The following is a 23,101-nucleotide window of genomic DNA, read 5'->3' as shown; positions in this document are numbered from 1 at the left end:
ATCATCCTTATTGCTGGTTTATAGCGATTTCATTGTGCCTTTTGGTAGCACAGCTGAAACCGCTGATTTTTGTACCGTTACCTCAGCCTGATCATTCAGAGCAATAACGATAAAATCTTTGTCTTCTGCAACCTTAGTGATTTTGCCGACCAGGCCACCCTGAGTCAGTACTTCGTCACCTTTGGTCAGCGCACCCATCAGATCTTTATGCTCTTTTACACGCTTCGCTTGTGGGCGGTAGATCAGGAAATAAAATACCAGACCGAAAATACCCAGCATGATCAACATGCTCCACTCACCACCGGCGGGTGCTGCGGCTGCCGTGCTGGCATGCGCGCTAGACATAAATAAGCTCATAGCTCTTCCTCATTTAATTTTTATTGCAAACTGTTATTCGGTATCAGCCAATGGCGGAACCGGCCTGTCACGTCGGGCATAAAAGTCAGCCACGAACTGATCAAATGTACCGGCCGCAATCGCTTCACGCATCCCTTCCATCAGGCGCTGATAATAGCGCAGGTTATGGATAGTATTAAGACGTGCGCCCAGGATCTCGTTACACTTGTCCAAGTGATGCAAATATGCACGAGAGTAATTTTTACAAGTATGGCAATCACACTCAGGATCCAACGGACCTGTATCCGTTTTATGCACCGCGTTGCGGATCTTGATCACGCCACCGGTAATAAACAGGTGACCATTTCGCGCGTTACGGGTTGGCATCACACAGTCAAACATGTCGATACCACGACGTACAGCTTCTACTAAGTCTTCCGGCTTGCCCACGCCCATCAGGTAACGCGGTTTTTGCTCCGGCATTTTATAGGCACAGTGATCAAGGATGTTGATCATGTCTTCTTTAGGCTCACCCACTGACAGGCCGCCCAGGGCATAGCCATCAAAACCAATGTCTTCCAGTCCAGCCTGAGATTCGGCGCGCAGCTCAGGGTACATACCGCCCTGAATAATGCCAAATAGTGCAGACGGGTTATCACCATGGGCTTCTTTGGAACGCTTTGCCCAGCGCAAAGACAGCTCCATTGAATCACGGGCTTCTTTTTCCGTTGCCGGGTATGGCGTACATTCGTCAAAAATCATCACAATGTCGGAACCCAGATCACGCTGGACTTCCATCGCTTTTTCAGGAGATAGCATGATCCGCTCACCATTGACCGGTGACTGGAACAACACGCCCTCTTCGCTGATCTTACGCATGGCACCTAAGCTGAATACCTGGAAACCACCTGAATCGGTCAAAATGGGCTTATCCCAGTTCATGAAATCATGCAGATCACCGTGCTGTTTGATGATCTCTGTACCCGGACGTAACATTAAGTGAAAGGTGTTGCCCAGACAAATATGCGCACCGGTGTCTTTTAACTCATCCGGTGTCATGCCTTTTACAGTGCCGTAGGTGCCTACCGGCATAAATGCAGGCGTTTCAACAACGCCCCGGTCAAAGATCAGGCGGCCGCGGCGCGCTTTGCCCTGTGTACAATCTAATTCAAATTTCATACTTACCTCTGGTCGGAAAAACAGTCCAACTTATTCCAGGTCGGGCACTACACCCGACAACTTTGAAAACCGCCAGATTCTACCATAACGGCATTAATATTGGGTCTAAAATAGCACTTTAAAGCGCCAGGCCACAGAATTCGCGGTTTAAAACAGAAAAACCCAGCCGTTTGGCTGGGTTTACATGGCTTATGCATTGTCCTGTTTCGTCAGGAACATGGCATCACCGTAACTAAAGAAGCGATATTGCTCGGCAATTGCTGTCTCATAGGCATGCATAATATGCGACTGGCCCGCGAACGCGCTGACCAGCATGATCAGTGTCGACTCGGGTAAGTGGAAATTGGTGACCATGGCATCCACCAACTGGAACTGATAGCCTGGATAGATAAAGATATCTGTATCGCCATAAAAGGGTTTCAATTCTTCCGGGTGCGCTTTTGCAGCCGACTCCAGTGAGCGTACTGACGTTGTACCAATCGCAATAACCCGACCTTTGCGCTGACGCGCAGCGGCAATGGCATCAACCACATCCTGAGGCACTTCGATATACTCTGAGTGCATGTGGTGGTCGTTGACATTATCTACCCGTACAGGCTGAAAAGTACCCGCACCGACGTGTAAAGTGACAAACGCCATCTCAACGCCCTTATCTTTCAATTGTGCCATAAGCACGTCATCAAAATGCAGGCCAGCTGTGGGCGCAGCAACGGCACCTGGCTTTTCACCATACACAGTCTGATAGCGCTCTTTGTCTTCCTCATCATCAGGGCGGTCAATATAGGGGGGCAAAGGCATATGACCGATTTCGTCCAGAACAGACAACACCGATGAATCACCATGAAACTTAAGTTCAAACAGCTCACCGTGGCGGGCCACCATAGTGGCTGTCGCTTTGCCTTCAAGCAGGATCTCAGTGCCTTCTTTCGGTGATTTACTGGCACGTACATGAGCCAGCACACTGTGCTCATCCAATACCCGTTCAACCAATACTTCCAGCTTACCACCGGTGGCCTTTTGACCAAACATACGCGCCGGGATCACTTTGGTATTATTGAAAATTATGAGATCTTCCGGATTGATCAGATCGACGATATCCTTAAACACTTTATGCTGTAATTCACCCGTGTTGCCATCGAGCGTTAACAAACGACTGCTGGAGCGTTCTTTTTTAGGGTGGCGAGCGATCAGCTCATCAGGGAGTTCAAAACTAAAGTCAGCAACGCGCATAGAAGACCTCAAATTAATGCAAATAGGCGCCAAGTCTAGTGATCCGCCTACGCTAAATCAAGTGCTGAGGTAAAACTATGTAACGCTTGTCAGTGTAGTAAAATAGCTTTAATCTAGTCGCTATTGTACGAAATTTCGCAGCTAAAACGTGCCACACAGCGAACGACCCAGCCCTGGGATCCTCTAAGGTACAAACAGCGAGACACTTCACCGTTAAAAAGGGCATAAACTTGTTTACTTATTTCATGGGTTTAAGGCAGTAACACCATGGCAAAGCAACTCACATTATTGCTGGTCAATGCAGATCAACAAGAGCGACAACTGATCGTCAAAACCTTGTCTTCACTGAATGTGTTTCACATTGTTGAGCACAGTGACACACAAACCGCGTTGGGTGTATTGAAGCGCCAGGCTGTTGATTTGATCATTACCGGGCTTAATGTTGGCAAGATTGATGGCTGGCGATTCTCGCGAATGGTGCGCTCCGGGCTATTAAAAACGCCCAAAAATACACCAATTGTACTGACGCCGCCCACCTACTGTGAACGCATTGCGGAAACCACTGCTCGCAGTTATAGCATAGATGCCGTGCTGCCTCTGGAACGCCAGGATGTATTGCCTCAGGTATTGGCGAATGTACTGTCGACGCATTTAGAAAAAAGCAGTCGCTTAAACCTGTTGTTGCTCGAACCAGACCAGGTCCGTGCCGATGAGATTTGCCAGCATTTATCTCTGAACTTCACCACCACACACGTCACCACCACCAATGGGGCACTGTCGCAGTTCCTGCAAAGTGAGTTTGCCATTGTACTGCTGGATGCGACGGCAACACACAGCGACGCAGGTAAAGAGCTGGTGGCGAACATTCTTCAGCATAAGCCCAGCCAGGCTATTGTGACTATTATAGACAACCGCGATGCAGACTATGCTGAACAGCTTTTGTTACTGGGTGTCACCGATTTTGTGCGTGCCCCCTATGATTTATCTCTGTTGAGTAAAGTGTGCGACCATGCCGCGCGTCGTGAGGACTTTATGGTCAGCTATGCCGAGTTTGCGGAAAAAGTCGAGCAGCTGAGCCGCAGCGAACGGCGCTACAAAGACCTGTTCTCGGCGCACCAGCGCATTTTACTACACCTCAATACCGTGGTTATGGAGCTGGACACCGCCGGGGTGATCCGCTTTTTAAACCCGGCATGGGAACAGTTGGTAGGCCACAAATTAAAAGCCAGCCTGCACACCAGTATGTTCGACTACGTGCTGGCAGAACACCGTGACAAACTGGCATCGGTACTGACAAAAGTACAACAAGGCGAGCAGCAATCAGCGTTGCTTGAACTGCAGGTGATGCAAAGCAACCAATGCCCTATCTGGGTTGAGTGTCGCTTTCAGCTGATTAAGAATGTCACCAGCACTGCCACTATTACGGCAACCATAGACAATATCCATGAACGCAAGCAAGCCGAGTTGCAGCTACGCCACCTTGCATTGCATGACACCCTGACAGGACTGCATAACCGTTACTACTTTGACCAGCAATTGAATCTCTTCTGTGAACAGGCAAAGCATGATGCGCACCTTGAGCATGCGCTGATCTATATCGATCTGGACCACTTTAAAATCATCAATGACAGTAAAGGTCACCAGCAGGGTGACATTGTCCTCAAAGAAGTGGCCCAGCTATTTGGTGAGCACATCGCCGACGAGCACCTTATTTTCCGCATTGGTGGAGATGAGTTTGCGATTTTGCTGAAACATACTCCGCTGCTGGATGCCCATATGTTGGCCGAAAGTGTCTGCAGTGCGATTGAACATCATCAGTTCCATTCCGAGGAAGCGAGCTATACCATCAGCTGCTCCATTGGATTAACACAGGTGACACAACAAAACAGCGACCCGAGCGAATGCCTCAAACAGGCCGACATTGCGTTATATATTGCCAAGAACCTGGGCCGCAACCTGGTCCACTGTTACAGCAAAGAAGATGCGCAGAACAGTACTTTACAAATAGGGTTAGAATGGGGACACAATGTCCGTCAGGCGTTACAGAATAATCATATTGAGCTGCATTATCAGCCTATCTGGGATTTTAAGCGCAATCAGGTTGCCTACTTCGAAGCTTTATTACGACTGCAAATTGACGGAAATCTGGTGTACCCCAATCAATTTATTCCCGCACTGGAGTTGCTAAACGACACCTACCTGATGGATCAATGTGTGATCCGGGAATGTATTCGTGCCATTGCCTGCCACCCGGAACTACATCAGGTCTCAGTCAATCTGTCGGCGCAATCCTTCCTTGATGAGCGCTTACTACCTCATATTCAGTCATGCCTGGCGGAGTTCCAGGTGGCAGCCAGTGCCATTATTTTTGAGATCACAGAATCAGCCAGTATCAATAATCTCAGCGCGACTCAGGCCATGATTGCCAAGCTCAACGAACTCGGCTGTCATTTCTCTATCGATGACTTTGGCACCGGATTCAGTACCTTTAGCTACTTAAAACAGCTGCCAGCTCAACACGTTAAAATCGATGGCTCATTTGTACGTGACATGCTTAACGACCCAATCGATCTGGCGCTGGTAAAAGCGGTGAATGACATCAGTCACTCTCTGGATAAGCGCTCTGTGGCTGAGTATGTAGAGAGCAAAGAGATATTTGACGCACTCAAAGAGATAGGAATTGATTACGGTCAGGGCTACTATATTTCACGCCCACTCCCCGTTGAACAACTCAGTGCCGTACTGAAAACTATTTTATCTGAGAAAACAGCCTGCTAGTATTTTTGTACAAAATTCGACTAAAAATAAGCTGCCTGTTGGGTAATTCTCATCTATAATTAAGCGTACATTTTGACGTGTCACTTTAAATACATGAAACACAGGTATTTACAAGACATTCAACGGATTTAGACACGTCTGGCTATGGAAATGGAGGAATTGCAATGGTACAGCTGTCTATTATATTGTTGCTCATATACGTTGTTATCGCCGTACAATGTTACCGAAGCGCAAGCCACAAAGGCTACCCAAAACTGTTTTTTACCTTACTCGGCTTAGTGCCTTACTTTAACCTGGTGGTGTGGGTTTACCTACTGTTTTTACCCGATCTGAAATCAGGCCGCCAGCTGGGGTCACTAGAATCTTAAGCGGATTGAGCTAGTTAAAGTTCTCTAACACGCCAACATGAAGGGCTTTCGCCCTTTATGGTTTTATTGTGTAACACCTTTGTTGTCGTTACAGTGCTGCGCAACAAACTCACCAGCTTTGTCACTAAACAAACGGAAGTCTCTGATCCGCCCTGTGGTTTTGCGCCATAACAGACCTATCTCACGGTAAGCATCAGGCTGCGGTGCAGTGGCGACCATAGGCTTACCTTCCAGGATGCCGGCATTAAGCGCCATCTGAGGTAAGAAGGTAACCCCGTTTTGGTATTCCACCATACTCAGTAAGGTATGCAGGTTAGCGGCTTCAAAGGGATTGATACAGGCACTGCGGTTAAGGTGACAGGCACTGAGCGCATGATCTGTCATGCAGTGTTCCCGCTCCAGTAAAAAGACACTTTGTTCAGGCAAGACATTGAAATCATCCAGCTGCTCGGGAACCTGATACTCCTGATGACGGACCAATGAAAAATGATCCCGGGCAATTACCTGAGTGTGAAACTTTTCAGTTCTGTAGGGCAACGCCAGCATACCCATATCAATGTGACCCTGCTCCAGTTTATCGAGCAAACGATCACTGGTGTCCTCCACCAGTACCAGCTGAAGCTCAGGAAAAGCGTCTTTGCAAAAGCGGTATAAAGGCGCCGCAATAAAGCTGGCTATGGTAGGAATGATCCCCAAAACCAACTTACCGGATAAAGGATGTTTAAAGCTCTTAGTTAGCTCTACCACACTAATAGTGTCACCGATTATGCGCTTAGCACGCTCAACGACCTCTTCACCCACGTCAGTAAACATCAGGCTGCGGTTTTCACGCTCAATCAGCTGACACCCCAGAGTTTCTTCTAGATTCTGAATGGCACTGCTCAACGTTGACTGGCCAATATAACAAGCTTCCGCAGCGCGGCCAAAATGCTGGTGCTGATGCACCGCAATTAAATACTGTAACTGTTTAATGCTTGGTAAGTTATTCACTTTTTATACCCACAAATAAAAAGACCCCAACACCAAAGGCATTGAGATCTTTTCAAGCTAAAAGTCTGTCCTTTCTGTTAAACGCCGAATGCGCTTCTCAGAATGTAGAATATAACAATAGCAAGGGCAGCGCCAACTGGCAACGTGATTACCCACGAAACCACAATGTTTCTGATCACGCCCATGTTCAGTGCAGCAATACCGCGGGCCATACCCACACCTAAAACTGCACCAACCAAGGTTTGTGTGGTTGAGATTGGCAGACCTGTACCTGATGCAATAACAACCGTTGAAGCGGCTGCAAGCTCAGCGGCAAAACCGCGGCTTGGCGTCAGGTGAGTAATACCTTCACCGATAGTCTTGATTACTTTCTTACCCAAAACAGCCAGACCTACGACGATACCTAACCCACCCAGAGGCAGGATCCACCATGCCAGCGCCGCTTTCTTGGCGATTTCACCATTGTGCTCAACGATGTTTACAACCGCAGCCAGAGGGCCAATCGCGTTAGCAACATCATTTGAACCATGCGCGAAAGCCATACAACAAGCTGTCAGTACCATCAGAATAGCAAACACTTTTTCAACATTATTAAAGTGCATTTGCTTGTCCGCATTCGGGTCTATCTTCAGGCGGTTAATGGCCATTTTACCAATCAGACCAACCAGTACAGCAATACCGATGGCCAGTGCATACCCTTCAAAAGTCCCCAGGTTAACACCAATGTGCTTCAGGCCTTTTTTGATAGTAACCAAAGACATCACAAAACCTGCCAGACCCATGTATACCGGTACGAACCGCTTGGCATTTTCTAATGGCTTATCAGTGTCAAAGATCAGCTTTTGCGCACTCATAAAGATAAGGTAAGCAATGAAGCCTGAAATCGCGGGGGTCACAATCCAGCTACCGACGATACCAGCAACTTTACCCCACTGGATAGCTTCGCTGCCCACAGCAACCAAAGCAAAGCCTATGATGGCACCAATGATAGAGTGCGTAGTAGACACAGGCCAGCCAAGCATAGACGCTAACAACAACCAGGTACCTGCGGCGAATAGCGCCGAGATCATCCCCAGTACCATGAGTTCAGGAATATCCATAAATGGCGTGGCATCAATGATCCCTTTTCGGATCGTTGACGTTACCTCACCACCGGCGAGATAAGCACCGGCAAATTCAAAAATCATCGCGATGATGATCGCCTGTTTGATGGTCAGCGCTTTAGAGCCAACCGATGTACCCATCGCATTGGCTACGTCGTTCGCGCCAATGCCATAGGCCATAAAGAAACCAACTGCGGCCGCAATTATAATCAATAGCGTGCCATAGGATGCAATGATATCCATTGTAAAACCTTTAATTCTTAACTAATTGTGTGAAGGCAGATGGTGTACGCTTAGCGCGCCAGCATCAGCTCCAGTCGTGAACCTACGCGCTCAGCAATGTCAGCCAATTCGCCGACCCATTCGATGATCTTGTATAGGAACATCACATCAATCGGGTTAAGTTCACTTTCAATGTTGCGTAAACCTTTACGAATACGGATCTGCATCTCATCGGTGTCTTCCTCGATGGCATCCAGTTCAACGAGCATTTTTTCGACCAGAGCAACTTCGCGACCACGGAAACCGGTTTCCAGTAGTTCATCGAATTCGTTAATGGCTTCTGAGGCTTGTTTGGTCGCATCAACACAGCGTGTCAGATACGCCAAAAAGTCGGCTTGAATTGATTCAGGGATCTCCAGTTCACGACCAATCACGCGTCCCGCGATGTCTTTGGCTTTATTGGCGATCTTGTCTTGGTGGGTAATGAGTTCCAGTAAGTCGGTACGTTCTACTGGCATAAACAGACCACGTGGCAAGTGCAGGCGCACTTCACGCTTTAATGTATCTGCTTCTCTTTCCAGGTTACGGATCTGCACTCGAAGCGCATCGGCCTCGGTCCACTCCCCTTTGAAGGCATGGTTAAAGAACGGGATCAAGGTTTCACTGGCTTGATGGACGATCTTAATGTGCTCTTCAATTGGCTTAATAGGAGACTTTGCGAATACTCCTAAAAATGCATTACTAGGCATAACTGACCCTTAAATCATATTAATATGCATGTGCAGGGCGCAATTTTACAGCATTAAGCCAGATTGTGAACGCTTTTTCGTGTGAAGTTCTGATTAACGGCACAAGCATGTTTAACAAGCATAATGACTATCAAGATAATATCACTGCCGTTTGATTGCTTAACCCCTCGATAAACATAGAAAAAATAATCAGATAAAAGCAATAATAATTGAGTAGTTTTGCGGCATACAGGAAAGTCTGGACAGAACCGATTCGAACGAAGCGAGCATATAGCTCGCTCAATTCTGTACCAAAAGCTCGTTTAGGCCTTTATTTACGACTCTATTAAACAATTGCCATAACACGTTTTTTCTGATTCCGGAGGAAGAAAATTGTAAAGCTTACCTCCCGCTACTTGAGGCGTCATTTCGTTGTTTAGTGCTTTGCTGTCTTTCGTCAGTTGTTTAATATTTTTTTTGTTTAGAGCTAGTTTCATAGTTTATTCCTTCTATTAATTGCTTTGCTCACAAACAGTTATAAATAAAAAAACCTTACGTGTCTACTTTTGGTACTTTCCTTTGAGCGTTACAGTGATTTTTCGATATCTTCCTGAGAAGTATGGCGAATATCTTTACCGTTAACGAAATAAATCACATATTCTGCAATATTCTGACAGCGGTCACCGATGCGCTCCAGTGAGCGTACTGACCAGATCAGGTCCATAATCTTAGGAATAGAACGTGGGTCTTCCATCATATAGGTCATGATCTGACGCGTCAGCGCTTCATATTCACGGTCAACTTTGGCATCTTCTTTGTGGACTTCAAATGCCCGCTGGGCATCCATACGGGCAAATGCATCCAGCACATCATGTAGCATCTGAGAAACCAGACGGCCCATATTTTCAACATTGACCAGTAAGTCTTGCTGGTCTTTGGTGAAAGAATCCAGCGCCACTTTGGCAATGCGTTCCGCTTCATCACCAATACGTTCCAGATCGGCAATGGTTTTTGCAATGGCAACAACCAATCGCAAGTCACTGGCCGCCGGCTGACGCTTAGCAATAATGCGAGTACATTCTTCGTCAATGCTCACTTCCATAGCATTAACCTGATAGTCGTTCTCGCTGACTTTGCGGGCCTTGTTTTCATCACAGTGACTCACCGCATCCAACGCCAGGTTTAACTGTTGTTCAACCAGTCCGCCCATACTCAACACATGGTTGCGAACGTTTTCCAGCTCTTCGTTAAAGCGGCCAGAGATATGCTTATTAATATTATGTTCCATAATCAGTTCCTAATTTGTTTCAACACAGCGTAGGCGCCTTCTTATAGAGGCGCTGGCTCAGCGCTTTGCTGAGCCCGATGAATTAACCGTAACGACCCGTAATATAGTCTTCGGTTTTCTTCTTGGTCGGTGTTGTAAACAGAGTATTAGTATCTGAATATTCGATCAGCTCACCCATATACATAAAGGCTGTTTGATCGGATACCCGCGCCGCCTGCTGCATGTTGTGAGTTACGATCACCACGGTGTACTTTTCTTTCAGGTCGTTGATCAACTCTTCAATAACCAAAGTCGAGATGGGGTCCAGTGCCGAGGTTGGCTCATCCAGCAATAATACCTCTGGCTCAATCGCAATTGAACGTGCAATAACCAGACGCTGCTGCTGACCACCCGACAGACCAAAAGCACTGTCGTGCAAGCGGTCTTTCACTTCATCCCACAAAGCAGCACCACGCAGTGAACGCTCAACCACTTCATCCAGCTTGCGTTTGTCTTTTACACCTTGTAAGCGTAGACCGTATACCACGTTCTCGTAAATAGACTTAGGGAATGGATTTGGACGCTGGAATACCATACCAACATTACGACGCAACGCAGCAACATCGACACTTTTATCATAAATGTTGGTACCGTTAAGGTTAATTTCACCTTCAATACGACAGGTATCTACCAGGTCGTTCATGCGGTTGATACAACGCAATAGCGTTGATTTACCACAACCAGACGGGCCGATAAACGCCGTTACCTGACCACGCGGGATCAACATGTTAATGTCGCTCAGAGCCTGCTTATCACCATAGTAAAGGTCAAGGTTTTTGATCTCTAACGCGGTTAGTTCCGGGCTCAAGTTTTCCAGATCCAACTTTTTGCTGGTATCTGCATTATTTACCTGTGGCGCTACTGTAATCATAAATTTTTACCTATTTAAATACTTTACTATTAGTTCTCTAAAGCTCTGAACTTTTCACGTAGGTGGTTACGGATCCCAATTGCAGTGATGTTCAGTGCAATGATCACGGTCACCAGTAAGAAAGCGGTCGCATAAACCAAAGGACGTGCCGCTTCTACGTTCGGGCTCTGGAAGCCCACATCATAAATATGGAAACCCAGGTGCATAAACTTCCGGTCCAGGTGAATATACGGGAAGTTACCATCCAGCGGCAAGGTCGGTGCCATTTTCACCACCCCCACCAGCATCAGCGGTGCGACCTCACCCGCAGCACGGGCAACCGCCAGAATGAGACCAGTCATAATTGCCGGACTGGCCATTGGGATAATAATCCGCCATAAGGTCTCTGCTTTGGTCGCACCCAGTGCCAGTGAACCATGACGCACTGTGCTTGGAATACGTGACAAGCCTTCTTCAGTGGAAACAATCACGACAGGCAGTGTCAGAATTGCCAGTGTCAGTGCTGACCAGATCACACCAGGCGTACCAAATACCGGACTTGGTGACGCTTCCGGGTAAAACAAGGCATCGATAGAGCCACCCAGCATGTAGACAAAGAAACCTAAGCCGAATACGCCATATACGATAGACGGGACACCCGCCAGGTTGATCACCGCGATACGGATCATCTTAGTCACGGCGTTTTTAGCTGCATACTCGTGCAGATAAATCGCGGCAACCACGCCAAATGGCGTCACAATCACTGCCATCAGCATAACCATAAACACTGTACCAAAGATAGCCGGGAATACCCCGCCCTCGGTATTCGCTTCACGCGGGTCATCACTAATAAACTTGCCAATCTGCGACATATAATGGCCCACTTTTGCAAAGAAGCCCATGTCGTTCGGGAACCAAAAATCTAAAACCTGGTATAAAGGCAACGTCACTTCTTCACCGCGCATGTCGCGCACAACCACTTCGTCGCGTTTGGCACCATTGCGCAGTTCAAACAGCGTTTTCTCTAATACCTTGTATTCTTCGCGCAGGGCAGCACGCTGTGCTTCCAGATCTGCGATGATTTCAGGCGTCAGTTCATCATCCAGCTGATAAGCGCGCTCTTTAAGACGCAAACGCTCCAGCTCATAGTTAATGTGACCAATCTCACCGTTTTGCAGGTCAAGCGCTTCTTCGTTCAGATCTACGGCACGCTCAACCATCTCTTCCAGCGCTTCTAGCGGATTGTCTGTCACTACCTGGCCGTCGCGAATAACACGCTCAACATAGCCATAAAAGTTACCATTTTTAGTCCGCTCAAAGACCGCTATCTGCGCAGGTGTTGACTGGCTCTGGATGTCGGTTGACAAAATCCAACGGAAGTCCAGTTCAACATACTCACGGTTACCGGTTTTTACCAGCAAGCGCTCTATGTACTCGCCAGGATGGTTAGAAAAATCCAGGCCAGTTGCTTCCAGTCGCGACTTAGGCACCAGCTCACGGTCGTAGATTTCACCAATCACGGTTTGTTTTTGAACAGACCCCTGCAGGTGCATCTCAACCACTTCGGAAGGCCAGAAAAAGCTCAGGCCCTTCCACGCTATCATTGCAAGCAGACCCAGTACTGAGATCAAACTGATGCTGACTGCACCGCCTGTCATCCAGATCCACGGAGATCCTGACTTAAACCACTGTCTTACCATGTCATCTCACTCCAGTTACATTGAGCTGTATTTTTCACGTAGCTGCTGACGTACAAACTCAGCCATCGTGTTAAATACGAAAGTAAAAATAAACAATACAAAGGCCGCAAGGAACAGGATCCGATAATGCGAGCTGCCCACTTCAGATTCTGGCATTTCTACCGCGATGTTCGCCGCCAAGGTACGCATCCCCTGGAAGATACTCCAGTCCATAATCGGTGTATTACCCGTTGCCATCAGTACAATCATGGTTTCACCCACAGCACGACCCAGGCCCATCATTACCGCCGAGAAGATACCCGGGCTGGCTGTCAGTAGCACAACACGCACCAGCGTTTGCCATTGCGTTGCCCCCAAGGCCAGTGACCCGTTTGACAGGTGTCTGGGTACACTGAATACTGCGTCTTCGGCAATCGAGAAAATCGTTGGAATAACCGCGAAGCCCATCGCAATACCCACGACCAAAGAGTTACGCTGGTCGAAAGTCAGGCCCAGTTCATTAGTCAGATACTGACGTACGTTACCACCGAACATCCACCCTTCAATGACATCGCTCATGGCAAAAGACACCCAGCCAACCAGCAATACCACAGGGATCAGCAAGATTGAGTGCCAGCCATCCGGAACAAGATGACGAATGGCTTTAGGCAGCTTGGTCCAGCCCAGCGCTGTACCCAAAATAGCCAGGGGCAATAGCAGCAGCAGCGCGACAATCGCAGGTAAGTGGCTTTCGATCAGCGGCGCCAACCACAGACCTGCCAGGAAACCCAAAATAACGGTAGGTAGTGCTTCCATGATTTCAACCGTTGGCTTCACCACACGACGCAGTTCACTCGACATAAAGTAAGCGGTGTAAATGGCCGCTGAAAGTGCAATCGGTACCGCAAACAGCATGGCATAGAAAGCGGCTTTAATCGTACCAAATGAAATTGGCACCAGTGAGAATTTAGATTCGAAGTCATCACTGGCTGACGTTGACTGCCAGGTGTAGGCCGGCTCCGGATAGCCTTCATACCACACTTCCTGCCATAACGCAGACCAGGTTACTTCCGGGTGCTCATTGTGCAGCTCAAACACACTGACCTGATTGCCAGTCAGTAATAAGGCAGCATTCGCACGAGGCGAGATAGCAAAGGCATCGATTGCCTGTTCAGCAACTTTACCACGCCATAGCTCGGCTTCACTGGTGGTGTAGTACACGCCCAGTTCACCCTTTTCTGTGGTGGTGAAGAAAGTACGACGATAGAACTCACTGTATACCTTCATGTGCTTGCTCTTATCGCTATCAAAGGCACGAATTTTGGCAAACTCACGACCAGTGTCCGTGTTTACTTCAAACCACTGTGATACTTCACCATTGTCATTGGCCAGCATCAGGGAGTTGGCACCGGCAAGCAGGGCCATGCTAACCAGATTGGCATTTTCTTCGTTGGCCGCTAACAGTTGAAACTGAGTAACATCGTCCGCAAAGCGGGTGTCAAAAATATAAATCTGATTCGCTGAACGCACGAAAGTACGGGTGGTATCCGGTGAAATCAGTAAATCGTCAATGCGGCCGTCAATGGGCAGCTCAGTGCGTGTTACCTGCCACTCCAGCTCACCGGTAAACATGTTTTCTTCGGCCAAGTAGGACGCAAAGATCACCCGTTTGTCGGCAGTCAAAGCAACCACCGCCGTTTTATCTTCGTAATGGCTAAAGGCAAACTTTTTCAGCGCCTGTTGCTGCTCATCGACCAGCAACTGCTGGCCTGCAAGTGGGTAACCCAGGCGAGGTTTCATCACACGCTGGTTACCCGGAAAAGTGACCACAAAGTTGGGCTTGAGGATCTGTATCTGACCATTATCAAGGCCGTACGCATACTGGCCTAAAAATGGCGCGCTTTTCGCGAAGCTGGTGATTTGGCCGTCCAGCTTGGTTTGTAAGGTGCTAACAAGTTTACCTGCACCCTCGCCCTTCACCTGATAAAAATCAACCTGACCGGTATTATCCAGCAAGTACGCAATCTCTGTTTGCTCTTCTACTCCGAGCGCGAAGTAGCGCTTCTCGGCAGATAACGCAATATCAACCCGCTTTTCGACCTTGGCAGATTCGAAAATGGGCTGTACAACGTAAAGCAAATAGAAGAATATCAATAGCAAAGCGACCAATACCATTACCCCACCTGAGGTAATGCCAAATTGGGCAAAGCGGTCCTTAAATAGACGGCTTCTATCCGTTTTAAAGGATGGTTTTTGCGGATTGGAAGTCATCAAAATACCCTTTCATAATCAAACTGCGGCGCATTATATTTCATCAAGATGACAGTTGTGTTACACACTATCCCAAGTCTGCCCGCTTTGTGGCATTGCTCTTCATTAGTTACGCTCATCACTTGTTTTTTCATGCTGAATTCTGATCCTCAGAGAGTATGTTAGTTCCCAACTTTACACCACCGCTCTCAGATTACCTGACAAAAATGCGCTCAATGCCTAAAAGTGCAACGCCTTCATGACAATCAGGCTGTGCAGGTAGGCGCAAAATATCTCTCTGTTCAAGGAACTTAACACCTTGAGTAAGGCTCGAATTACAGTAAGCAATGTAATTTTTGCATTTTTTTACATTGTATCCATTATCGGAAGTAGACAAATAAGTTTCATTTACTAGGCTTATAGAGCGATTATTCGCTTTCATTCAGGGCTTAGATACCGAGCCACCAATAATAAGAGACATGTGATATGAAGCAGTTAGTACTAACACTTATAGGCAAGGACCAACCAGGTCTCGTTGAAAGAGTTTCCTCAACCATTCTTAACCACCACGGCAACTGGCTAACCAGTAATTTAAGTCACCTTGCCGGACAATTTGCAGGGATAGTGCAGGTTGAGGTAGCAGAGGAGCACTTACAAGAGCTGCAAAACGCCGTACTTGATATATCTGGGCTAGAGGTACGCATCGCCAATGGCGAACAAGACCAGAGCACAGAACCAGAAACCTTGAACTTAGTAATAACGGGTAACGATCGCCCTGGTATTGTCCAGGAGCTGGCAACAGTGATCCGCCATAAAGGCGCTAACATTACCCATCTAAACTCCAAACAGCAGAGTGCGCCTAATTGGGGAGTCCCGATTTTTAGTGCATTTGCTACCGTTAGCTTGCCCGCAGGTATGATCAAAGACAACGTTATCGAAGCCCTTGAAGCCATCACCAGCGATCTGATCGTGGATGTCGAACAGTCCTGATCGCACTGACCGGTAAGGTTGCAAGTTACCTTACCGGGTATTCCACCAATCAGCTTTTTTGTACACACACTTTGATATCAAACAAGCCAGATAAAGGAGAGTGGTCTACACTTTGTTGATAATTCGGTGACATGACAGCGCATGTCATATAAGTGTCACACTACAGACATATTCTACCCGCAGCTTTAATTACCATGGAAAGAAAGATGCAAGCATTATCTAACGATCCCATTACCATCAGCTATTTTGCCAAAGAGCTGAGCTGGCTGTCCTTTAACGAGCGTGTCCTTCAGGAAGCCAAAGACAAAAGCAACCCTATTATTGAGCGGATCCGATTTTTAGGCATATTTTCCAATAATTTAGATGAATTCTTCCGGGTCCGAGTAGCCGATGTAAAACGTCGCATCTTATTAAGTAACCTGCCCGACACCGACTTCGACGAAGACGAAGCACTGCTTAACCAGATGAACAAGAAAGTGCTGGAGCTGGGCAAGAAGTTCTCGCACATTTACGATCAGATCCTGGTGGACTTGAATGAGCACAACATTCATATAAAAAAGCCGGCAGAGCTGTCGGACTTTCACCAACAGTGGCTGGCCAAGTACTTTCAGGATCAGGTGCTACAGCACATGTGCCCTATTTTACTGAGCGAAAGTAAAGACTACTCAGATCACATCAATGATGCCCTGACCTACCTGTTTGTCGAAATGCGTGGCGACAAGCAACATCATGCGCTGCTGGAACTACCAACCGATCGCCTGGAGCGTTTTATTCTGCTGCCACCGGAAAAAACCCGGCGCCACAAAACCATAGTGATGCTCGACGAAGTGGTACGTTTTTACCTGCACGAAGTGTTCAGGAACTTCCTCAGCTTTGACAACATTGAAGGGTATGAAATCAAGCTAACTCGGGATGCCGAATACAATCTGGATGATGAAATTGAAGAAGGCCTGCTGGATAAAATGTCAAAGGGCCTTAAACAGCGTTTATATGCCGAGCCAGTGCGACTGACTTACGACGAGGCGATGCCAGAAGAAATCCTCAAAGTCATGAAAAAGCGCCTTGGCGTCACCAGCCAGGATGCCCTGATCCCCGGTGGTCCGTACCGTAATTTCCGCGATTTTATTGGCTTTCCGAATGTCGGTCGCGGCTATCTGGAAAACAAACCCCTGCCACCCCTGCATAGTGAAGCATTTAACGCCTATCGCAGTATTTTCAGAGCGATTTCTAAGCGGGACATCCTGCTTTACTACCCTTACCACACCTTTAACCACATGCTGGAATATGTGCGTCAGGCAGCGTTTGACCCCAGAGTCACCCAGATCAAGGTCAATATCTATCGCGTCGCGTCACGCTCCCGATTGATGGCTTCGCTGATCAATGCCGCCAAAAATGGTAAGAAAGTCACCGTGATGGTCGAACTCAAAGCCCGTTTTGATGAACAAAACAACATTGAGTGGGCAAAAATGCTCAGCGATTATGGTATCAAGGTTATGGTTGGGATCCCGGCACTGAAAGTGCACAGCAAACTGTGTGTGGTTCATCGCCGGGAAAAAGGCCAAATCGTGAAATATGCCCACATTGGTACTGGTAACTTCCACGAAAAAACCGCCCGTATTTATACCGACTTTAGCCTCTTCACTAAACACCCTGAGATCTGTGATGAGTGTGATGATGTGTTTAAGTTCATTGAAAGCAGCTACAGGCCGTTTAACTTTAAACACCTGATGATTTCGCCAATCAATGCACGAGAAAAAATTCTCGCTTTGATTGATCAGGAAAGTCAAAATGCCCAGGCTGGCAAAACAGCCAAGATCACTGTTAAGGTCAACAACCTGGTAGACAAAGAGCTGATTGACGCCTTGTATAATGCTTCTATGGCAGGCGTTAAGATCCGCATGATCATCCGAGGCATGTGTGCTCTGGTACCTGGCCTGCAACGCTTTAGTGAGAACATCAAAGTGGTCAGTGTCGTCGACCGCTTTTTGGAACACCCCAGGGTCATGGTCTTCGAAAACGATGGCAATCCTCAGGTGTATATTTCCTCAGCAGACTGGATGACCCGCAATCTGGATCATCGGGTTGAAGTTGGCACTCCCATTTACGACGAGTCACTTAAACAGTTGATCATTGATATTCTTGAACTGCAATTTAAAGACAGAGCAAAAGCACGGATCATTGACAGTGAACAGAAGAATCTCTATGTTCGTCGCGGTAATAAGAAGAAGATCCGCTCCCAGATAGCCATCTATGACCATCTGAAAAAGTGGGAAAGCAACCAATCCAACACATAAGGGCAGCTCTATGACCACATACCCTTCCATCGCGGCCGTTGATTTAGGCTCGAACAGTTTTCATCTAGTCGTCGCGCGGGAGGTCGATGGTCGTCTGCAATTGCTACACAAAGAAAAGCAGCGGGTGTTTCTGGCTGCCGGTTTAGACGAGCAGTTTAACCTGAGCGAAGAGGCCATAGCGCGCGCGCTGCATGTACTGCAACAGTTTGCAGCCACGTTACAGGACTTTGATAAACACAGTGTGCAAGTGGTTGCCACTTATACACTGCGTAACTGTCGCAATATCCGTTATTTTTTGGCCAAAGCAAAACAAGTTTTTCCTTTTAAGATCAATGTCATTTCCGGACAAGAAGAAGCTCGTCTCATCTATCAGGGTGTGGCAAACCACATTCACAGCGACGACAACCGTCTGGTGATCGATATCGGTGGTGGCAGTACCGAACTGATCATTGGTAAACATCTGGATCACAAATTACTCACCAGCCGAAATATTGGCTGCGTGACGCTCAGTAACAGTCATTTCAAGGATCTTAAACTGACGGCCAAACGCTTTGCCAAAGCCGAAATAAAGTCGGAGCAGAACATCGAGGCCATTTCCGCCAGTTACCGCAAGGCCGGCTGGCAAACCTGCATCGGCACGTCGGGCACCATTAAAACCTTATGTGCCATCGCTCAGGAACTATTTAACCAGGATACCCTGACCCTCACAGTGCTGGAACAGATCAGACAACGTCTGATTGAAGCCGATTCCCTGAGTGCGCTGAATCTTAAAGCGCTGCCCGAAGAGCGGTATGCCAGTATTGCAGGCGGACTGGCTATTCTGATCGGGGTATTCAGGCAACTCAACATCGACGAGCTGAGTTACTGTGATAACTCATTACGCGAAGGCCTGTTGCAGGAAATGGCGCAAAATGACGAGTTTGATATTCGTGCCCGCACCATCAGCGCGGTCGGAGATCATTATGCCGTTGATAAGCAACATGCAGAGCATATTTGCGACACCCTGAACCAGATGTTTGACATGGTGCGAGCACATTGGGCACTCAATGAAGTCGATCTGCAGATGCTGCGCTGGGCCGCGCGACTACACGAAGTGGGACTGGCAATAAACTCGTCAGGGATCCACAAGCACAGTGCCTACATAGTGTTAAATGCACAGCTGCCGGGATTTACCCAGGATCAACAACAGCTGCTGGGCACCTTGATCCGTTTTCATCGCAAAAAAATCAAACGCGCAGAGCTATCGGCCTTAGTGGAAGCCGATCTGACACACTTTGCTCGCCTGCTCACCTTGTTGCGCCTGGCTATTCTGGTGCATCAAAAACGACAAATTGATCAGGTGGCTAAGTTCACAATAGAAGCGCTGGATAACAGCCTGCTGCTGACGTTCGAGCCCGACTGGCTGGCTCAGCACTCTCTGTTTGTAGCGGATCTACAACAAGAACAGGCATACTGGAAAACGCTGAATATGACGCTTATGTTCCCGACAATGAGTTAGTACCAACTTACATTCACTCACGTTAAATGTGAAGGAACAAATATGACGCTAACGGTGTTAAAAGTTTCTCCGCCGGAAACAATTAGGACTCAGGCCCGTAAACGGGCCTAGGCGACTTCTTCTTTTACAACGGCGTAAATTTCATCAGCATAGACACGACTGTCCAGTGCCAGCGAAAAGAGCAATTCGATACTGGACGCCGGGCGAATGGCATTGAGGATCAGTTCGGCTTCCTGAATATTATTGCGTTCAACTTCAATCGCCAGACGCAACGCCCCACCGATCAAACCCTTATAGCTTAACAGCGCGCTGCTGAGGTCCGGATCCAATGAAAACTCATCGACAATAACGGAAAGCTCTACATCCAGTACAGCATCAAGCACCGACATCAGACCAATCAGGTAGCCTTGTTGTGCCATTTCATCGCCGCCTGGCAGCAAGAATTGTTCAAGAAACTTCGCCCGTGCCAGGCCAAGCTTAGTCAGTTCACTGGGCTTATCTGCACCCAGTTCACTTAAAGCCAGTACTTTGACGAACTGACGGATCGCATCCTCCCCCAGATAGACTACCGCCTGGGCGATAGAGCGGATCTCAATTTTATCTTCACCTGCTTTAGCATTAGCAAGCTTAAGCACTCGTGCCGTCAGGCTCAGGTCTTTGGAGATCCTTTGCTGAATTTCTTTAAAACATAAAGACTGCTTGGCGGTACAACGTAATAAGTCCAGAACCACCAGTTTTGACGGTTCAACATTGCCATGGTTCAGCATTTCCGGTACTGCGAAGAAAAAGCCCTGGAAGTAATCTGCCCCGGCACTTTTGATAAAGCTGTAGTGCTCCATGGTTTCAATCCGCTCGACAATCACTTTTGCATCAGGAAAGCGACGTTTGAGCTTTTTCAGCATCATGGTGGTTTTTATCACCGGCTCAAGGACTTCTATTTTAATGTAGTCCATCAGTGGCAGCAGCACTTCCCAACGCTCGTCACCATCGTAGTCATCCAGGGCAAAACGATATCCCAGCTTTTTTAGTTTAGTCACAGTGGTGACCAGCTCTGATAAATTCGTGGAGCGCTCGACAATTTCGATTACCAGCCCTTGTGGCCGGAGTAATTTGGGAAGTTCTTGCAGTAAAGTTTCATCTGACAGATTGATAAAGGCAGGCGCACCGGCAGCCAGCCGCTCGACACCAATAAAGAGCAGAGAATTAAAAAACAGCCTGCCTGTCGCCTGGCCATCGCTGACCCCGATAGGAAAGGCGTTATTGTGTGAGTCCCGATACAACAATTCATAGGCAGCCACGCTCTGTTCACGATTGAATATGGCCTGGCGTGCTATATATTGCACCGTGTCTTTTTTTGACTTGGCAATATGACCGCTCATTAACATCCTTAACTCTTGTACTTTAAAGGCTTCCGTTGTCCCAGCATATGAAAACTCACGCCCTTGAGCAATCTATTTTCTCACCATTGTGGTAACAACAAAGTTACCTCAGGTGGTTGCCGAGACTGTCACTCTTTTACTATTATAGGTCTTATGAGTGTTACACTTATTTCGCATTTTTGCATCCTGCTTTTTCTTATCCCGTTGCTTTTTAGCAGTCAGGGGGTTGCAGCTTTGTCTGAGCATCACAGCACGACTCAAACGCAACATACTCTAAAATATAGTATCAGCGGCTCAGGCACGTTTTACCCCTACTTTACTAACGACCCCCATCATCCGGGTATCCTGCCCGATTTAGTCGCGCGCATACTGGCTCAGGCATCGGTGCAAGGCGAGAATATCGTACTGCCAGCAAAACGCACCAACCGTTATCTCGCGAGCGGTAAAATCGACTTCGACCTTATCAGCCCCGCCTGGCTAAACTCATCCCAACGCACCGATCCGCGGTTTGTTTTTTCAGAAGCAATTCTGCCTATTCGCGAGTACGTTATAACACGCACACCCGTAGGGCCTCTCACCAGTTTGTCAGGTCAAATGGTCGGTACAGTGCGTGGTTACTATTATCATGACGATGATGTTTTTACCCGAGTAGACTTTGAGTCCGAGCGCGCGTTGTTACAAGCGCTGAATAAAGGGCGGGTGGAGCTGGCCATCGTTGGCGACTTGCCCGCAAAATACTGGTCAGAACAGGACAAGGTAAATTTGCACTTCAACCAGTTACATTCACAGGGCCTGCTGCATATTCGCCTGCGAGCCGAGCATGCCCATCTGTTGCCCCGACTCAACCGGGCGATTCTGACACTTCAGCGATCGGGTCAAATCGCCCGGATAGAAACCTACTATCTGGAGCATGCATTCACGGGCAGGGATCAGGGCGAGTAGGCTGACACAAAATCAGCTTACTCGGCCACCAACTGTTCACAGCGGAAAAACCCGGAGTCTGAGGATAAGCACGTCACCAGTTCAGGCAAGACTTCATCCATGGTCGCTTTGAGTGTCCACGGCGGGTTGATGACAATCATACCGGATGCTGTCATGCCACGCTCTTCGGTATCCGTCTCGGTAGCCAATTCAAATAACTGGATGTTTCTCACACCGGACTCAATCAGAGTCTGTTCCATCTGATCGATCCGCGCACGATCCACAACCGGATACCAGATCATATAGGTCCCCGATGCAAAACGTTTGTGTGCCTTGATAATAGAGCGAGCCGCAACCTCGTAATCAGACTTGATTTCATAGGGTGGGTCCATCAGTACACAGGCGCGACGAGATTGTGGCGGTACCAGTCCCATCAGGCCTTTAAAGCCATCTTCCCCTTTCACCCGCAAAGAGCGCTTATGCCCTGTATTTTTTTCCAGCAGCTTGAGATCCTGTGGGTGCAATTCAAAAAACCAGCCTTTGTCCTGTTTACGCAAAAACTGCTCTGCCACTTTGGGCGAGCCGGGATAATAGGCCAGAGTGTCGCTATTCAGTGATTTAACCAGTTCAACATAATCCTGAATCGCACCCACCTGGCCGGAATACTGCCACAATTTCGCAATGCCCAGCAGATACTCTTGTGTCTTTTGCGCATCTTTGGCTGCCAATTCGAATAATCCGGCACCAGAATGCGTATCGATATAATCAAAAGGCTTATCTTTACGTGTCATATATTCCAGCACTTGAGCCAGTACCAAATGTTTAATGACATCGGCAGGGTTACCTGCATGAAATGAATGTCGATAACTGAGCATTATCCGCTCCTAATTAGGTGGGCATTGTCCATTTCTTTGGCGCATAAAGCCGCGCTTTCTAAGCGCTTCGGCTGAACCATAAATGAACAAAATTGTTAGTATTG

19 protein-coding genes are annotated in these 23,101 nt (G+C 47.8%); 6 read left to right on the top strand and 13 right to left on the bottom strand.

From position 1 onward, the window contains the following. Nucleotides 1–18 precede the first annotated feature (18 nt). The 3 genes from yajC to queA form a co-directional block, all read right to left on the bottom strand. Nucleotides 19–357, bottom strand: coding sequence for a preprotein translocase subunit YajC (gene yajC, locus NH568_RS13805; RefSeq protein WP_054014394.1), 339 nt, complete (start codon nucleotides 355–357; stop codon nucleotides 19–21). Nucleotides 358–390: 33 nt separating this feature from the next. Continuing rightward, the gene (gene tgt / locus NH568_RS13800) at nucleotides 391–1,515 is read right to left on the bottom strand and encodes a tRNA guanosine(34) transglycosylase Tgt (protein ID WP_010383277.1); all 1,125 of its coding nucleotides are present in this window, start codon (nucleotides 1,513–1,515) and stop codon (nucleotides 391–393) included. 189 nt (nucleotides 1,516–1,704) lie between these two features. Continuing rightward, nucleotides 1,705–2,745, bottom strand: a complete 1,041-nt coding sequence (queA, locus tag NH568_RS13795) for a tRNA preQ1(34) S-adenosylmethionine ribosyltransferase-isomerase QueA (protein WP_253048196.1) — start codon at nucleotides 2,743–2,745, stop codon at nucleotides 1,705–1,707. A 267-nt stretch (nucleotides 2,746–3,012) separates the two neighbouring features. Here queA and NH568_RS13790 point away from each other — a divergent pair, with 267 nt between their 5' ends. Together NH568_RS13790 and NH568_RS13785 are read left to right on the top strand one after the other, a co-directional pair. Next, complete coding sequence (locus NH568_RS13790) at nucleotides 3,013–5,523, top strand: EAL domain-containing protein (protein ID WP_253048194.1); 2,511 nt, start codon at nucleotides 3,013–3,015, stop codon at nucleotides 5,521–5,523. A 164-nt stretch (nucleotides 5,524–5,687) separates the two neighbouring features. Then, complete coding sequence (locus NH568_RS13785) at nucleotides 5,688–5,891, top strand: hypothetical protein (RefSeq protein WP_125716738.1); 204 nt, start codon at nucleotides 5,688–5,690, stop codon at nucleotides 5,889–5,891. 63 nt (nucleotides 5,892–5,954) lie between these two features. Here NH568_RS13785 and NH568_RS13780 read toward each other — a convergent pair whose 3' ends face one another. The 8 genes from NH568_RS13780 to NH568_RS13745 all read right to left on the bottom strand — a co-directional run bounded on the left by NH568_RS13780 (nucleotide 5,955) and on the right by NH568_RS13745 (nucleotide 15,061). Then, entirely contained in the window at nucleotides 5,955–6,881 is a 927-nt protein-coding gene (locus NH568_RS13780; protein ID WP_054014390.1) for a hydrogen peroxide-inducible genes activator, read from the bottom strand. A 77-nt stretch (nucleotides 6,882–6,958) separates the two neighbouring features. Then, nucleotides 6,959–8,227, bottom strand: a complete 1,269-nt coding sequence (locus NH568_RS13775) for an inorganic phosphate transporter (protein ID WP_054014389.1) — start codon at nucleotides 8,225–8,227, stop codon at nucleotides 6,959–6,961. A gap of 50 nt (nucleotides 8,228–8,277) precedes the next feature. Beyond that, the gene (locus tag NH568_RS13770) at nucleotides 8,278–8,955 is read right to left on the bottom strand and encodes a TIGR00153 family protein (RefSeq protein WP_130244771.1); all 678 of its coding nucleotides are present in this window, start codon (nucleotides 8,953–8,955) and stop codon (nucleotides 8,278–8,280) included. A gap of 314 nt (nucleotides 8,956–9,269) precedes the next feature. Next, nucleotides 9,270–9,431, bottom strand: coding sequence for a hypothetical protein (locus NH568_RS13765; RefSeq protein ID WP_253048192.1), 162 nt, complete (start codon nucleotides 9,429–9,431; stop codon nucleotides 9,270–9,272). Between the two features lie 89 nt (nucleotides 9,432–9,520). After that, nucleotides 9,521–10,222 carry a phosphate signaling complex protein PhoU gene (gene phoU, locus NH568_RS13760; protein ID WP_125558340.1) on the bottom strand — a complete coding sequence of 234 codons (702 nt, stop codon included), beginning with the start codon at nucleotides 10,220–10,222 and terminating at the stop codon, nucleotides 9,521–9,523. A gap of 82 nt (nucleotides 10,223–10,304) precedes the next feature. Further along, nucleotides 10,305–11,132 carry a phosphate ABC transporter ATP-binding protein PstB gene (gene pstB, locus NH568_RS13755; protein ID WP_054014386.1) on the bottom strand — a complete coding sequence of 276 codons (828 nt, stop codon included), beginning with the start codon at nucleotides 11,130–11,132 and terminating at the stop codon, nucleotides 10,305–10,307. A gap of 29 nt (nucleotides 11,133–11,161) precedes the next feature. Continuing rightward, nucleotides 11,162–12,811 (bottom strand): phosphate ABC transporter permease PstA, encoded by a 1,650-nt coding sequence (gene pstA / locus NH568_RS13750; protein WP_253048190.1) that lies wholly within the window; start codon nucleotides 12,809–12,811, stop codon nucleotides 11,162–11,164. Between the two features lie 15 nt (nucleotides 12,812–12,826). Then, nucleotides 12,827–15,061 (bottom strand): ABC transporter permease subunit, encoded by a 2,235-nt coding sequence (locus NH568_RS13745; RefSeq protein WP_253048188.1) that lies wholly within the window; start codon nucleotides 15,059–15,061, stop codon nucleotides 12,827–12,829. Between the two features lie 465 nt (nucleotides 15,062–15,526). On the opposite strand from NH568_RS13745, the gene NH568_RS13740 reads away from it, so the two are divergent. The 3 genes from NH568_RS13740 to NH568_RS13730 all read left to right on the top strand — a co-directional run bounded on the left by NH568_RS13740 (nucleotide 15,527) and on the right by NH568_RS13730 (nucleotide 19,822). Beyond that, entirely contained in the window at nucleotides 15,527–16,030 is a 504-nt protein-coding gene (locus NH568_RS13740) for an ACT domain-containing protein (protein ID WP_054014383.1), read from the top strand. Between the two features lie 206 nt (nucleotides 16,031–16,236). Continuing rightward, the gene (ppk1, locus tag NH568_RS13735) at nucleotides 16,237–18,324 is read left to right on the top strand and encodes a polyphosphate kinase 1 (RefSeq protein WP_253048186.1); all 2,088 of its coding nucleotides are present in this window, start codon (nucleotides 16,237–16,239) and stop codon (nucleotides 18,322–18,324) included. Nucleotides 18,325–18,334: 10 nt separating this feature from the next. Then, nucleotides 18,335–19,822, top strand: coding sequence for an exopolyphosphatase (locus NH568_RS13730; RefSeq protein WP_253048182.1), 1,488 nt, complete (start codon nucleotides 18,335–18,337; stop codon nucleotides 19,820–19,822). Between the two features lie 107 nt (nucleotides 19,823–19,929). Here the strand turns inward: NH568_RS13730 and NH568_RS13725 are convergent, their stop codons facing one another. Next, nucleotides 19,930–21,207, bottom strand: coding sequence for an HDOD domain-containing protein (locus NH568_RS13725; RefSeq protein ID WP_253048180.1), 1,278 nt, complete (start codon nucleotides 21,205–21,207; stop codon nucleotides 19,930–19,932). 147 nt (nucleotides 21,208–21,354) lie between these two features. On the opposite strand from NH568_RS13725, the gene NH568_RS13720 reads away from it, so the two are divergent. Continuing rightward, on the top strand, nucleotides 21,355–22,143 hold the full coding sequence (locus tag NH568_RS13720) for a transporter substrate-binding domain-containing protein (RefSeq protein WP_253048178.1): 789 nt from the start codon (nucleotides 21,355–21,357) through the stop codon (nucleotides 22,141–22,143). A 17-nt stretch (nucleotides 22,144–22,160) separates the two neighbouring features. Here NH568_RS13720 and rlmJ read toward each other — a convergent pair whose 3' ends face one another. Continuing rightward, nucleotides 22,161–22,997, bottom strand: a complete 837-nt coding sequence (gene rlmJ / locus NH568_RS13715) for a 23S rRNA (adenine(2030)-N(6))-methyltransferase RlmJ (protein WP_253048176.1) — start codon at nucleotides 22,995–22,997, stop codon at nucleotides 22,161–22,163. Between the last annotated feature and the right edge of the window lie 104 nt (nucleotides 22,998–23,101).

It is taken from the genome of Pseudoalteromonas sp. XMcav2-N, assembly GCF_024124545.1.
Taxonomy (GTDB): Bacteria; Pseudomonadota; Gammaproteobacteria; order Enterobacterales; family Alteromonadaceae; genus Pseudoalteromonas.
The sequence above is the reverse complement of the archived record's forward strand: the minus strand, read 5'-3'. Positions and strand labels throughout refer to the sequence as shown.